Annotated in this window: 11 protein-coding genes and 5 tRNA genes; 2 read left to right on the top strand and 14 right to left on the bottom strand. The window is 58.1% G+C overall.

Translation table 11 applies throughout. The features are described 5' to 3' along the window. Positions 1-36 precede the first annotated feature (36 nt). The 3 genes from pstB to DXD94_RS06530 all read right to left on the bottom strand — a co-directional run bounded on the left by pstB (position 37) and on the right by DXD94_RS06530 (position 2,975). Positions 37-912, bottom strand: a complete 876-nt coding sequence (pstB, locus tag DXD94_RS06540) for a phosphate ABC transporter ATP-binding protein PstB (RefSeq protein ID WP_117734741.1) — start codon at positions 910-912, stop codon at positions 37-39. A 103-nt stretch (positions 913-1,015) separates the two neighbouring features. Next, a complete protein-coding gene (locus tag DXD94_RS06535) occupies positions 1,016-2,254 on the bottom strand; it encodes a sensor histidine kinase KdpD (RefSeq protein ID WP_117763579.1) in 1,239 nt (412 codons plus the stop codon). A gap of 25 nt (positions 2,255-2,279) precedes the next feature. Next, positions 2,280-2,975 (bottom strand): response regulator transcription factor, encoded by a 696-nt coding sequence (locus DXD94_RS06530; RefSeq protein ID WP_117734694.1) that lies wholly within the window; start codon positions 2,973-2,975, stop codon positions 2,280-2,282. 197 nt (positions 2,976-3,172) lie between these two features. Between DXD94_RS06530 and DXD94_RS06525 the strand changes: the two genes are divergently transcribed. Then, the gene (locus DXD94_RS06525; protein ID WP_117763578.1) at positions 3,173-4,513 is read left to right on the top strand and encodes a D-alanyl-D-alanine carboxypeptidase family protein; all 1,341 of its coding nucleotides are present in this window, start codon (positions 3,173-3,175) and stop codon (positions 4,511-4,513) included. Positions 4,514-4,835: 322 nt separating this feature from the next. Here the strand turns inward: DXD94_RS06525 and DXD94_RS06520 are convergent. The 7 genes from DXD94_RS06520 to serS form a co-directional block, all read right to left on the bottom strand. Then, positions 4,836-4,926 (bottom strand) — tRNA-Ser (locus tag DXD94_RS06520). A gap of 92 nt (positions 4,927-5,018) precedes the next feature. Beyond that, positions 5,019-7,460, bottom strand: a complete 2,442-nt coding sequence (locus DXD94_RS06515; RefSeq protein ID WP_117763577.1) for a lipopolysaccharide assembly protein LapB — start codon at positions 7,458-7,460, stop codon at positions 5,019-5,021. A gap of 186 nt (positions 7,461-7,646) precedes the next feature. Continuing rightward, a tRNA-Arg gene (locus DXD94_RS06510) sits at positions 7,647-7,723 on the bottom strand. Positions 7,724-8,070: 347 nt separating this feature from the next. Next, positions 8,071-8,147: transfer RNA gene (locus DXD94_RS06505), tRNA-Arg, on the bottom strand. Positions 8,148-8,502: 355 nt separating this feature from the next. Further along, positions 8,503-8,579, bottom strand: a tRNA-Arg gene (locus tag DXD94_RS06500). 77 nt (positions 8,580-8,656) lie between these two features. Continuing rightward, positions 8,657-9,034, bottom strand: coding sequence for a hypothetical protein (locus DXD94_RS06495; RefSeq protein ID WP_117763576.1), 378 nt, complete (start codon positions 9,032-9,034; stop codon positions 8,657-8,659). A gap of 173 nt (positions 9,035-9,207) precedes the next feature. Next, the gene (gene serS / locus DXD94_RS06490; RefSeq protein ID WP_117734698.1) at positions 9,208-10,491 is read right to left on the bottom strand and encodes a serine--tRNA ligase; all 1,284 of its coding nucleotides are present in this window, start codon (positions 10,489-10,491) and stop codon (positions 9,208-9,210) included. Between the two features lie 111 nt (positions 10,492-10,602). On the opposite strand from serS, the gene DXD94_RS09710 reads away from it, so the two are divergent. Next, positions 10,603-10,776 (top strand): DUF6724 family protein, encoded by a 174-nt coding sequence (locus DXD94_RS09710; protein ID WP_171025133.1) that lies wholly within the window; start codon positions 10,603-10,605, stop codon positions 10,774-10,776. 156 nt (positions 10,777-10,932) lie between these two features. On the opposite strand, the gene proC is transcribed toward DXD94_RS09710, so the two are convergent. From proC to DXD94_RS06470, 4 genes are all read right to left on the bottom strand, one after another. Next, positions 10,933-11,703 (bottom strand): pyrroline-5-carboxylate reductase, encoded by a 771-nt coding sequence (gene proC / locus DXD94_RS06485; RefSeq protein WP_117763575.1) that lies wholly within the window; start codon positions 11,701-11,703, stop codon positions 10,933-10,935. Between the two features lie 73 nt (positions 11,704-11,776). Next, complete coding sequence (gene rlmH / locus DXD94_RS06480) at positions 11,777-12,247, bottom strand: 23S rRNA (pseudouridine(1915)-N(3))-methyltransferase RlmH (RefSeq protein WP_022094530.1); 471 nt, start codon at positions 12,245-12,247, stop codon at positions 11,777-11,779. Between the two features lie 6 nt (positions 12,248-12,253). Next, entirely contained in the window at positions 12,254-13,192 is a 939-nt protein-coding gene (locus DXD94_RS06475) for an SPFH domain-containing protein (RefSeq protein ID WP_117763574.1), read from the bottom strand. Between the two features lie 388 nt (positions 13,193-13,580). Next, positions 13,581-13,667: transfer RNA gene (locus DXD94_RS06470), tRNA-Leu, on the bottom strand. Positions 13,668-13,707: the final 40 nt, after the last annotated feature.

Below are 13,707 nucleotides of genomic sequence, written 5' to 3'. Positions count from 1 at the left end.
GCATCTTAACCCTAAAGGTACCTTTACGAGATGGTATCAGCCAAAACGTCCCGTCAAATAATCCGCTGTGCGCGGATCGGTCGGATTTTTGAAGAGCTGAGCGGTGGGCGCGTGCTCCACCAGCTCGCCCAGCAAGAAAAACGCGACCGAGTCGGAGATGCGCGCCGCCTGCTGCATATTGTGCGTAACGACCACCAACGTGCAGGTCTCCTTGAGCTCGCAGGCAAGCTGCTCCACCACCAGCGTCGACACGGGATCGAGGGCGCTCGTGGGCTCGTCCATCAGCAAGATGTCGGGTTGCACGGCAAGCGCACGGGCGATGCACAGGCGCTGCTGCTGTCCGCCCGAAAGGCCCAGCCCCGACTCCTTGAGCTTGTCCTTGACCTCATCCCACAGAGCGGCTCGACGAAGAGAATCCTCGACCAGCTCATCCAGCACGGCGCGATCGCGCACGCCCATGCCACGGGGGCCGTACGCGACGTTGTCGTAAATACTCATGGGAAACGGGTTAGGGCGCTGGAACACCATGCCCACGCGCTGGCGCAGACGGCAGATGTCGTAGTCGCCCAGGATATCCTGGCCATCGAGCGCGATCTTGCCCTCGATGCGACAGTCCTTGATGCCGTCGTTCATGCGGTTAAAACAACGTAGCAGCGTCGACTTGCCGCAGCCCGAAGGACCGATAAACGAGGTGATCTGCTTGTCGCGGATCTTGATGGACACGTCCTTGAGTGCGCGGTGGTCGCCATAGAACAAATCGAGGCCCTCGACGTCGATGCGCGTCGGCGAGGCGGCAAGGTCCTGCGCCGTGGGGCGCGTCGCGTCTCCGACTTCGCGCTCGTGCGCAGCCTCGGCTCGCGCTTCCATGAGTTCTTCAAGCTCCGTGGGCTCCACAGCCGCAGCAGCCGTCATACCGCATACCTCCATATCGATATCAATCCAGCAGTATCGATAGTAGGAATCGCGGCTCATACGCACGTGATCGCATTGTCAAGTGTTTGTAAGGGCTCCTACGCTACGCGGCGGGCAGCTCGATGGTAAAAACGGTATGCTCGGGCGTCGATTCGCACGCGATGGTACCGCCATGCGCGCATACAATCTCCTTGGCGATGGCGAGACCCAGCCCAGCGCCGCCGCGATTGGTCGCACGCGCCGCATCCAGGCGATAGAACTTCTCAAAGATCACCTTGAGCTTTGGCTCAGGGATCGGATCGCCTTGGTTTATAAATCGTACGCGCACGCCGCCGTTACCCAAACGTCTGGCCTCAATCGTGATCATCGAGCCTTCATAGCTATAGGCAACAGCGTTTTTCATGATGTTGTTGAATACGCGAGCCATCTTGTCGCCGTCCACGAGCACCGTCAGATCCTCGCAGATATCAACCTGGGCTTCTTTATGCTGTTCGTTGAGAATGGGATAGAACTCGTCGGCCACCTGTGCCAGTAAGAGCCCCAAATCGACGTAGCTGCGGGTGAGCACGATATCGTGGAAATCAAAACGCGTGATGTCGAAGAACTCCTCGATGAGCGCATCGAGCCGGTGGGCCTTGTCGATTGCCACGCCCGTAAAACGCGCGCGCTGCTCAAGCGGCAAATCGGGGGCCTCCTGCAAGAGCGAAAGGTAGCCCACCACGCTGGCGAGCGGCGTGCGCAGGTCGTGCGCCAGGTACGTCACCAGGTCATCTTTGCGGTGGGATTCGTCACGCAGGGCTTGTTGAACCCTACGCTCGCAATCGCGCGCCCGGTTGAGCGCACCCTCGGCCTCGAGGAAGTCGCCGTCAATGTTGTCCCATGTGTCGGGGTTATCGATCAGACGGTCCTGAATGCGGGCGGCAATCACGCGGTCTGCGTGCAGCTCGCCCTGCTCGTAACCCTGGTAGTACAGGGCGCGTCCGCAGAAGAACAGGACGCACACGGCAAGCGCCAGCACAAATCCAAGCATGTTGAACACAAAGCCGGCGTCAAAGAATACGGGCTCGCCAATACCGCCAAGCGCCATGGACCCGATCGCCAACGTAATTGTCCACGCGGCGCCGCCGATCACCACACAGCGGCGAACGATTTCGAATCGATCAATCAGCAAAATGCCAATGAGTAGAACTGCCAGGATGCCAACGATATTGTCAATGCCGATGAGCAGCAGACTCAGCAAAAAGAGCAGCACCGTCGCTAACGCACGGTTGTCAACGACCGCCCTTACGTATTCAAAGAGTCGATCGGGCACCTCGAATGCCCGCCTATCGTCTTTTGTCATATCTACTCCCCCACCATCAAAGGCGTTATTCGATTATGTAGCCGACGCCCCAGACGTTTTTGATAAAGCGCGGCTTCTGGGCATCGTCGCCAATCTTTTCGCGCAGATGGCGAATGTGCACCATCACCGTATTGTTGGAGCCGGGCATAAAGTCCTCGTTCCACACCGCGCGGAACAGGTCCTCCACGGGCACTACGCTGCCGCGATGCTCGGCCAGATACAGCAAGATGGAATACTCGATGGGCGTGAGGCGCACCGGCGCACCGTCCACCGTCACGGAGCGAGCGTCACGGTTGATCTCGAGGCCGTCGAGCTGGAGGGTCGGCAACTCGGTCGCCTGCGCGCGGCTGCCGTAGCTGGTATAGCGACGCAACTGAGCATGAACGCGCGCGATGAGCTCCAGCGGGCGGAACGGCTTGACCACGTAATCGTCCGCGCCAAGCGAAAGGCCTTCGATCTTATCCTGCTGGGCATCGCGTGCCGTCAACATAATTACGGGATAGGTATGGCTGACACGGATGGTACGCAGCAGCTCAAAGCCATCGATGTCGGGCAGCATGACATCGAGCAGTGCCAGGTCAAACTTTTGTTCCAGAATTGCCTTGGCCGCATCGGCCCCGCTGTAGGCGATCTGGACGTCAAAGCCCTCTTTTGTAAGGTAGATACCAACCAGGTCGGCGATGGCCTTCTCGTCATCAACTACCAGTATGCGCTCGTTCATGCGTGCTCCTCTCGCGCTCCATTATGCCCGAGGCGGCGCCCGCCACACACAACAAGCGTGGGCGATTAAGTCGACCTTAAGCACCCTTGCGCCCATTCGAGCACGAATGCGGGCCATGCGCGCACGCAACGATCGTCGTCGCCGGCAAACGATATACTCTAGTGCCAGAAGAGACCATCCCGTCGAAAGCGAAATCTGTGAAGTCCCTCACCTCTTTTGCAAAACGCTCCGCCCAGCTTGCCGCCGGCTTTGCCTGCGCCATCGCCCTTACCGCTGGCGTGCCCACCGTCGCCGGCGCCCAAGTGCTCACGACCGACGACGTCTGCGGCAAGACCGCCGACGTCCGCGGCATCACGACAGAAAACCTGCCCGATATCGAGGCAACTAATGCCCTTGTTATGGGCAAGGACGGCACCGTCTACTATGGACGCGGCGCCGATGAGCAGGTCAAGATTGCCTCGATCACCAAGGTCATGACCGCAATCCTGACCGTCGAAAACTGCAAGATGGACGAGAAGGTCACGGTGAGCAACGCTGCCGCCACCGTAGGCAACTCGACTGCCGGCCTGCTCGAAGGCGACGAGCTTACCGTGGAGCAGGCGCTGCGCGGCCTGATGATTCCCTCGGGCAACGACGCCGCCATCGTGCTCGCCGAATATGTGGGCAAGAAGATCGACCCTAAGACCAAAGACGCCGAGGCCACATTTGTGAAGGCCATGAACGAGCGCGCTAAGAAGCTCGGCTGCACCGGTACGCTTTTTGAAAACCCGCATGGTCTGGACTTTGATGAGTGGGCTGGCGATATGCACTCAACCGCACACGACGTAGCGCTGATGATGCAGGAGGCCATGAAAAACGACACGATCCGCGAGGTCGTAGCGAGCGAGGATTCCTGGATCGAGGTCACGGGCGCCGACGGCACCGACCATTCGCATTCCATGGACACGCATAACTATTTGCTGGGCCAAGATGGCAACATCGGTGGCAAGACCGGCACTACCGACGATGCAGGCTATTGCTTTACGGGTGCCTACAACCGCGATGGCGACGAGATCTACACCGTCGTTTTGAACTCCACCACCACCGACCAGCGCTTTACCGATACCGCAACCCTTGCCAATTGGTACTACGGTCACAAGGTGACGGTCGCGATCGCCAACACGCAGGAAAAGACCGCCAACGGCAACCCGCTTATGGCGCGCATTGGTCAAACCGACTGGACTGATAAGACGATCGACGCCACACTCGCCGATCCTACGGCGCAAGCGACCGTGTTTTCCCTTGCCGGCGAGGTGACCGAAAAGGTTAGCTACGACGATCTTTCGGGCACGGTGCATGTGGGCGACAAGGTGGGCAGCATTACGCTCAAGCAGGACGGTACCAAGATCGCCGTCATGGATTTGGTTGCCGACGAGGAAGGCTCGGGGCCGAATCCCATTGAGTGGCTACTCGTGAAGCTCGACCGCCTGGGCCGTCGCATCGACAACCGCCCACTCACGGCAGAAAGCGAGACCGTCGCCAAGGCGCCCGAGGTGTAGGACGCAATAATAATAAGCTCATTAAAAGGAGGCATCCGAAAGGATGCCTCCTTTTTTGAGGGTTCGAATCCCCAGCCGCCATTCTTGATAATAAAAAAGGGCCCCAAATGGGACCCTTCTTTCAATTCATACTGGCGGAGAGCTGGGGATGTCCGGGCATGCTACGCATGCCCTCCGGCTTCAAAGCCTGGCGGCTTTTCGCCCACGGGCTACAAACGCTTTCGCGTTTGCTTAACGCCCGTGCCCTCTCGGGTTCGAATCCCCAGCTAACGTGGTTCAACTAAAAAAGGGTCCCTTTCGGAACCCTTCTTTAAAGTCTTACTGGCGGAGAGCTGGGGATTCGAACCCCAGATGCCCTTTTGGGGCATACTCGCTTAGCAGGCGAGCACCTTCGGCCTCTCGGTCAGCTCTCCGTAACAGCCGTTCTATAGTAACCAAACAGCCGAAGTTGGGCAAGAGGAAATTTTCTAATTGCCTAGCAGCCTTTCCTCCTTGAAAGCTTCGCCTACCCCAGCGAGCGGTTGAGGGAGCCGAGCTCGTCGTTGCCCATGGTGCGCCACATTTGGAAGATACAACCGCGTGCCAGGAAAATGAAACCGTTGTCGACCAGTTGCACAGCGGCATCTGCAAGCTGATTCGTCACGGCGGACACTGGCGGCAGCTCGAGTCCAGCCTTGCGGATGGTCTCGACCGCTTCCTCGAACGTCGGAGGCTCGCTGACGCCCATCTCGTTCATAAGGCCCTGCATTTCTTCCAGCGCGCTGCTGCCCGACTCCTCGCCGCGCGGCACCAGGCGGTAGCACGCCAACGCGAGCTCGAGCTGGTCGCAGTTCCAATAGGCAAACGCCAGGCGATAAAACAGGTAACCGATTGAAGTACGGTCGCTTGCAATGCGCAGGCCATGGCGCGCTACCTCGATAATCTCGTCAAAGCGCTCCAGACGTGCCAACACGTTGATGAGCGCGAAGTGAGACTGCATGGACGAGCGCGCCAGATCGTAAAGATGGCGCACCTCGGGCAGTGCTCGTTCAAAGTCCTCTTGCTCGGCGTAAAAGCTGCAGATCTCGTGCTGGGCAAAGTACAGCGCATCGGGCGCACGAAGGATTCGCACAGAGCGGTCTTCTTCCAACACCGGTAGCACCATGCGCACCAGCTGGTTATCACAAAACTGCGTTTGAACCGGACCCGTCGCCAAAAGCTCGGCGACGGCGCACTTAGCCTCCAACTCCTCGACAAGACGGGAAAAACCTTCAAAAGCACCTGTACGGTCGACTTTTGCCTGCTCGCGCAATTCAACAACACGGGCCACGTATGGGTCATCGTCCTCTTCCATGACCTCCAACTCGTCAGCCTTATCGGCAAGCAGCAGATCGCGCAGCGCCGGCGGCAGCGTGCGATGGTCATCACGCGGACGAGCATGAACCTCCGCAGGTTCAATCGTCTCCGGAGCAGTTGACTCATAGGCCTCAAGCACACGCTTGCACGGCATATCGTCCATGTCCATGCTCTCAAGATCCTTGGCGACAGGCACGCAATCGGCCAGATAGGCCGCGCGCCCAAAGAAATACGTTGCGACAACGCGCTCGCCCTGCTCACTGTCGGGAGCAGCAATCTGCACATAGCAGCGCGTGATGCAGGTGCCCGCGGCAAAACACGCCGCCGCAAGCGTGAGCGCCACGCGCGCATCGTGCTCCGCAGCCCAGATCGCACGCGTGTCCTCTTCCAGCTCGCGCCAGGCGTCATCTTGAGCGTCGTATTCACGTTGCGGCATGGCATCCACGACAGAGCGCCCAAACCGAACGAGCATAATCCCCTCGGCAACATTTACTCGATAGGTATAGTCGAGCCGTGTGACCACGTTGAGCGCTTCTACGATACGTGCAAAGCGGGTGCGAACGTCCCACTCACCGCCCGGCTGGCAAGCCACCGTACCCGGTTTGCCCCACGGGTTATCGCTTGAGGCCGTATCGAGCAGACGGGGGACATCGTTGGTCGTCTTGGCGATATGCCACGAATCAAAAAGCGCACAGCCCTCAAAGCTCGGCGAGGACGCGACGGGGCCTAATCCGGCCCCGATGCGCTCAAGGATGCCAGAGAGGCGGTTGAGACGGCACTCGATGGCAAGCAGGGCATCGATCTCGGCCTGATCGAGAAGACTGCGATCAAAATTGAGATAGAAAAGCTTTGAGCGGTCGATGCGCGCTAGGCTCATTTCTGACTTGGCGGCAATGGTGCGCAGGCGGGGCAAGTCAATTTCGCTCATAAGGGCGGCGGCATAGCGCTCGATACCGCTCGGATTCTCGGCATGGTCAACGCGGTAAAGCAGCGTCTCGATAGCATCGGGGAGCGGTGCCGTGTTAAAGCCCAAAAACACCTCGACCGGCTCGGGCAACTTTACGAGCTTGATCTTGTCGACAACGTTTTGCATACCCTCGTCGAGTCCGCCGGCGTCCGCCGTGTTCACAATAGCGCTTTCGGAGTTGGCAAATATCACGTAGCGCAAGAACATCGAGGCCATGAACTCACCGTAAGGAAGGGCGCGGGTCGAATTCCATGTCTCGTGGTCGGACTGCTCGCGCATGGGGCCTTCGGGAGATCCGGCAGTTTGCGCACACGCGCGCATTGCACCGTTGGCTTTCCTTACCATAATCTCACCAATACTGGAATCCGACTCGTCAAGGACCAGTTCCATGTCGGGATCGTTGGGCAGCGGAGCCTCGCTGACGGGGCGGTCCACCTTGTACACCTCACCCGAAACGCTTACGTAGCCCAAAAGCGACACATGACTTTTGCCAACGAACTCGACGACATAACAAGATTCATGCTGATCCTCGCCAAAGAGTTTCCAGACCACGCCATATGAGCGTCCCGCAGGCTGCTCGGGCATCGCCGGAAAGCGCTTCTTGGGATCGAGAAACCTGAGCTTGTATGTCGGACGCTCTGCCACGAAATATCACCCTGATCGGTCGTCTAGAGAAGGAGCGGTCGCGGATAGGCCGCGATACCTACTCGGAATCTTACACGAGTCGATAAGAAATCGTCCGCTTCACGCCCGCGCCTCGACCGAGGTTCGAATCCATGCGGCGTCCGCCTAAAAGAAAAGCCCCCGTCACCGGAGGCTTTCAATTTCAATTGGTGCGGCGTATAGGATTCGAACCTATGACGTTCTGATTCGTAGTCAGACCCTCTATCCAGCTGAGGTAACGCCGCGACTTGTTGATTATTATGCACATCGACTGAATAAAGGTCAAGCAATTTTCGAAAAAAGTTATTGAATTTGATTTTTACTCATTTTGACCCCTTGATGCGATCTTCGACGCATCGCGATATAAGAAAAGCTCCCGTTGCCGGGAGCTTTAAAGTCAATTGGTGCGGCGTATAGGATTCCGCGCATCCGCTGCGCGGATCCGCACCGGCTTCGCCCACCTGCCGGCGGACTCGCCCGCTCGCTAAAAACGCTCCGCGTTTTCTTAACGCTCGCGCCTCGACCGAGGTTCGAATCTCCGCAATGCCCCCGTAAAGGAAAAGCCCCCGTTGCCGGGAGCTTTAAAGTCAATTGGTGCGGCGTATAGGATTCGAACCTATGACGTTCTGATTCGTAGTCAGACCCTCTATCCAGCTGAGGTAACGCCGCAACGCACGGATTATTATGCACGTGACCCCTCGATGGGTCAAGCGACAATTTGGAAAAATTTTACGAAATGATGATTAAGACGCTCGCGCCTCGACCGAGGTTCGAATCCATGCGGCGTCCGCCTAAAAGAAAAGCCCCCGTCACCGGAGGCTTTCAATTTCAATTGGTGCGGCGTATAGGATTCCGCGCATCCGCTGCGCGGATCCGCACCGGCTTCGCCCGCCTGCCGGCGGACTCGCCCGCTCGCTACGGACGCTCCGCGTCCGCTTCACGCTCGCGCCTCGACCGAGGTTCGAATCCATGCGGTGGCGGCATAAAAGAAAAGCCCCCGTCACCGGAGGCTTTCAATTTCAATTGGTGCGGCGTATAGGATTCGAACCTATGACGTTCTGATTCGTAGTCAGACCCTCTATCCAGCTGAGGTAACGCCGCAGCGCAAGACATATAAAACCACTTTAGCTTATTGGAGTCAAGCACAATCTCAAACTTTTTTGTGGAACGCAGTTTTGTCACGCTGCTCCGCATATACCACCGTTCCCCGTACGATCGATTGGCTTTTCGATCACGTCAAACTTAGCATCAAGTTCCCTCAGGAGCGATCTCACCCGCTGGGCACAATCATAATCGGCAAACGAGATGCTCAGCATGCGCGCAACCTGGTTAGATGTCCGGACCCCATAGAAATGCTCCAGGGCCACAAGTCCCTCATGCGTCACAAAGATCTCGACCACATGCGGCGACTCCTCAAAGCACCATTGGGTCAACGGACCCTCGCTCGTCTGTCGAACCACCAGGCCACCCATGCCAGACGGCTCACACGTTACAAGCAGGTACTCCCCGCCCTCGTCGCTCTCAAACAAAACCACCCGATCATCAAACAGCTCCATCGCGTCCCCTTTCTCTCGCTCTTATTTAGCAAAAGCATAGCAGGTAGATGGCTGTATACAGAACAGTTGTTCGTGTGTTTTCTATTGAGCTGTCCGCACGGCATGGTATGGACCTGCGCACGAAATAGGGCGCCCCCGAAGGAGCGCCCTTGCATATCCCCTATGCAGCCAAGTTACGCGACCGGCTCGATCTTCTCGAGACCGCCCATGTAAGGACGCAGAACCTCGGGGATCGTAATGGTGCCGTCGGCGTTCTGGTAGTTCTCCAGAATGGCGGCCATGGTGCGGCCGGCCGGCAGGCCGGAACCGTTGAGAGTGTGCAGGTAGCGCGAACCCTTGAAGTTCTCGGGGTCACGATACTTGATATTGGCGCGGCGAGCCTGGAAGTCACCGCAGTTGGAGCAGGAGCTGATCTCCTTGTAGGCGTTGTAGCTCGGCAGCCAGACCTCGACGTCGTAGGTCTGACGGGCAGAGAAGCCCAAGTCGCCGGTGCACAGGCTAATCACGCGATACGGAAGGCCCAGCTGCTGCAGCAGGTACTCGGCCTCGGCGGTCATGCTCTCGAGCTCCTCGTCGGACTCCTCCGGCTTAGCGAACTTGACCATCTCGACCTTGTCGAACTCGTGCTGACGGATGATGCCGCGGGTGTCGCGACCGGCGGAACCGGCCTCCTCGCGAAAGCAGGGGGTGAAGGCGGTGTAGCGGCGCGGCAGGGTGTCGGCGTCGAGCACCTCGCCGGCGTGCAGGTTGGTGAGCACAACCTCGGCGGTAGGGATCAGGAAGTTGTCGCCCGAGACGTGATAAGCGTCGTCCTCGAACTTGGGCAGCTGCCCCGTACCGAACATGGTCTGACGCTTGACGACGATGGGCGGCCACCACTCCTTGAAGCCACGACTCGTGTGCGTGTCCAAGAAGAAGTTGATGAGGGCGCGCTCAAGACGGGCGCCGGCGCCACCGAGAACGGTAAAACGGCTGCCGGAGAGCTTGTTGCCGCGCTCGAAGTCGAGGATGTCCAGATCGGTGCCCAGATCCCAGTGCGGCTTAAAGTCGAAGTCGAACTCGCGCGGGGTGCCCCAACGACGGCGCTCAATGTTCTCGTCCTCGTCCTTGCCGTACGGCGTGGCCTCACAAGGGATGTTGGGCAGGTGAGCCATGAAGTCATACTGCTCCTGCTCGAGAGCGCCTCGGCGCTCGGCCAGACCGTCAATCTTCTCGTTGACGGCGCGCACGGCCTCCTTGGCGGCCTCTGCCTCGTCCTTCTTGCCCTCCTTCATCAGGGCGCCGATCTTCTTGGACTCGGCGTTGCGCGTAGCCTGGAGCTCCTCGACCTCGGTGATGACGGCACGGCGCTCGTCGTCGAGCTCAAAGAACTTCTCGCGATCCCAAGATGTCTGGCGGTTAGCCATGGCGACATCGATGGCATCGGGGTTCTCGCGAACAAACTTGATATCAAGCATTAGATCCTCCGGCGATATACATTCCATTTAGGTTGCAACCTTGTACATGTATGGGCAAGTATATACTTATGAGCGTTTACGACCCAACTCAACTACGCAAGAAGGCACCCAATGGACGCAGTTTTTTCCTTTTTGTTTGGCACCCGCACCGGTTTTGCCATCCTTTTCGCCGGCGGCATCCTGCTGTTTGCGATTCTTGCCTTTGTAATGGAGAAGCGCACCCATAAGATGTATGTCGACCGCGGCCCCAAATCCGAGGACGAAGAAGACGGCTTCTGGGACTAACCGACCAAAAAGGGACAGGTTTATTATGGTCGGTTTTATCTGGGCAAACGCAAGCGCCCCGCAACTGGAATTGAGCCAGTTGCGGGGCGCTTTTCGCTAAAAGGACAAAACCGCAGGAAAAACCTGCCAAAATAAACCTGTCCCTAAATGGCAGGTTTACTGGAGGGTGGCGTCGATGGCCTTGACCAGGGCGCTGCGCATGCCGGCGTCCTCGAGCGCGACGACGCCCTTGATGGTGGCGCCGCCGGGCGAGCATACGGCATCCTTCATCGCCGCAGGATGCTGGCCGCCTACAAGCTGCAGTTTTGCCGTACCCAGCACCATCTGGCTCACGATGCGGTAGGCATCGGCGCGCGGGATACCGTGCTTGACGGCCGCATCGCCCAAGGCCTCAATCGCCATGGCGACAAATGCCGGTGCGCAACCGCCCACGGTACCGCCCACAAACAGCAGGCTCGTGTCGAGCTCGACGACGGCGCCAAGCCTACCGAGCAGGTCGAGCACAACAGCACGTTGCTCGTCGTTGAGCGTAGAGGACTTCTCGCAGGCGATAACGCCCTCGCCCACTGAAACCGGCGTGTTGGGCACCGTCGAGATGTGCGCGACACCCGGCAGGACCTGTTCCCACTTGGCGCTGTCCCAAGTCCAGGCGACCGAAAGGACAACCTTGTCGGCAAGAATGTCCTTGAGCGGAGCGAAGACCTTCTCGATCATGTACGGCTTGACCGCAGCAACCACGATATCAGATGCGGCGACAACCTCCGCCGCATCATGGCAGGCGACCATCCCACGCGCCTCGCAGCGCTCAACCAAGGCGTCGTAGCGGCCCGCGCAGGCGCACATGTCGCTCGCAGTCACACCGGCGGCAATCCAGCCATCGGCCATGGCGCTCGCCATATTGCCAAAACCGACAAATCCGATCTTCATATCACATAGTCCTCTCAGACACATTCCTCAAAACGAAAGGTATTGTCCCACGTCACTGTTTCGTATTGCCGACCTATTTGTGATACGGCTCGCCACGGCTGATCTTGCAGGCACGGTAAATCTGCTCTAGCAGCACTACACGCGCCAGGTTATGCGGCAAGGTAATACGTCCAAAGCTGAGCATCTCGTCGGCTCGTGCGCGCACGTCATCGCTCACGCCGTCCGAACCGCCGATTACAAAGGCAATGTCGCTACTGCCTCGCAGCATAAGATCGTCGAGCCTCGCCGAGAGCTCCTCACTCGAACGCTCCTTGCCCTCGATAGCCAGCAGGATCACATGCGCTCGAGACGGCAAGGCAGCAAGAATCGCCGCCCCCTCCTTGTCACGCGCGGCATCCACGCCGCCCGCCTTGGCAGGGTCGATATCGGCCACCTCGCGGATATCCACCTTGGCATAGGCGCCCAGGCGCTTGGTGTACTCGGCACACGCGTCCTTCCAAAAGCGCTCTTTGAGCTTGCCAACACAAACGACGGTGTATTTCACGCGTGCCTACTCCTTCGAACCGTTTTGAACTTTGCCGGCGGTCAGCATCTGCTCGAACATAGAGGCCGACTGCGAGAAGTCGCTCGGCAGCACGACCGTCGAGGTTTTACCCATGCGAGCAAACTCCGTCATCATCTCGGACCACTGCGTAAACATGAACAGTTGGTTGGCCTCATCGTTGCCAACACCTGTCTCCTGGATAATCTCGAGCGAGTCCTTAATGCCCAGAGCGATCGCCTTGCGCTGGTTGGCGATGCCCTCGCCCGCCTTTTCCATGGCCTCGGCTTCGGCGGTCGCCTCGGTGACGCGCTTGATGCGGTCGGCCTCGGCGAGCTCCTGTGCCGCAGCGCGCTTGCGCTGGGCGGCGTTGATGTCGTTCATAGAGTTCTCGACCTCAGTCGGCAGTGCGATCTTGGTAATGAGCGTCGACACGAGGGTGAAGCCGTAGGCAGCCATCTGCTCGGAAACGGTAGCGTTAACATCCTTGGCGATGTCATCCTTCTTGGCAAAGACCTCATCGAGTGTGTAGACGGGAATCGAAGAGCGCAGGGCGTCGGTGATGAAGTCACGCATCTGGTCGACGGGCTCCTGCAGCATATAGTAGCTCTTGTAGATGCCCGAATCCGCCGGGCCAGCACCCATGTCATAGCTCACGTGATATTGAGCCGAGATCTCGAGGCCGATAGTCACATTGTCCTGAGTCTTAACGTCGATACCAAAACCGTTTTTCATCGTGCGCAGGCTCACCGTGGCAGCTTTACGGTCGACTACGGGCACCTTCATGTGGAAGCCCGCGTTGACGATGCGGTTGAACTTGCCTAAGCGTTCGATGATCACAGCATGCTGCTGTTCAACGACATAGCAGGCGCTGGGCAGCAGCAGCAACAGGATGATGATGGGAATCAAAAGGCTGGTAAGGGCGGCGATGATACCGGAAAACAGCATGGTCTCTCCTCTGATAGGCACACGTTGGGACTAGGATACCCGCACGAAGCAGCTGTGTGACACCAACAAGAGGACCCGTGGTCAAAAAAGACCAAATATGAGTACTGTTACCAGTTTAGTAACAGCGTATTTGGGTCAAAATCGCCTCTTTGAACCCGAAGTCTATCGAAATTACTTCATTTCGTCTCATGATTGAGTCAAATTAGCGTACATCTGTTGCGTAAAATGAGCAAAAATGGCTTCGTGAAATGTCTCTATTTTCGTGCCAGTACTCATATTTGCCACTTTTTGACCGCAGGGGCATCTACCGCGCGAAATCGATAGGTCAAATCTGCCAAAAACGGCCCGTAACAAAAAAGCTCCCATTGCTGGGAGCTCTTTCATTCAATGGTGCGGGCGAAAGGACTTGAACCTTCATGGGGTTGCCCCCATACGGACCTGAACCGTACGCGTCTGCCAATTCCGCCACGCCCGCGTGCAGGAATTAGAATAACGGAGCGCCACCGTGAACGCAA

It is taken from the genome of Collinsella sp. TM10-22 (genome assembly GCF_003466125.1).
Lineage (GTDB): Bacteria > Actinomycetota > Coriobacteriia > Coriobacteriales > Coriobacteriaceae > Collinsella.
The sequence above is the reverse complement of the archived record's forward strand: the minus strand, read 5'-3'. Positions and strand labels throughout refer to the sequence as shown.

Bases quoted from the DNA above. Each gene is read 5' to 3' on its own strand.
- proC (WP_117763575.1), bottom strand. From the start codon at position 11,703: ATGAAGATCGGATTTGTCGGTTTTGGCAATATGGCGAGCGCCATGGCC.
- pstB (WP_117734741.1), bottom strand. From the start codon at position 912: ATGACGGCTGCTGCGGCTGTGGAGCCCACGGAGCTTGAAGAACTCATG.
- DXD94_RS06530 (WP_117734694.1), bottom strand. From the start codon at position 2,975: ATGAACGAGCGCATACTGGTAGTTGATGACGAGAAGGCCATCGCCGAC.
- DXD94_RS09710 (WP_171025133.1), top strand. From the start codon at position 10,603: ATGGACGCAGTTTTTTCCTTTTTGTTTGGCACCCGCACCGGTTTTGCC.
- DXD94_RS06535 (WP_117763579.1), bottom strand. From the start codon at position 2,254: ATGACAAAAGACGATAGGCGGGCATTCGAGGTGCCCGATCGACTCTTT.
- DXD94_RS06495 (WP_117763576.1), bottom strand. From the start codon at position 9,034: ATGGAGCTGTTTGATGATCGGGTGGTTTTGTTTGAGAGCGACGAGGGC.
- serS (WP_117734698.1), bottom strand. From the start codon at position 10,491: ATGCTTGATATCAAGTTTGTTCGCGAGAACCCCGATGCCATCGATGTC.
- DXD94_RS06475 (WP_117763574.1), bottom strand. From the start codon at position 13,192: ATGCTGTTTTCCGGTATCATCGCCGCCCTTACCAGCCTTTTGATTCCC.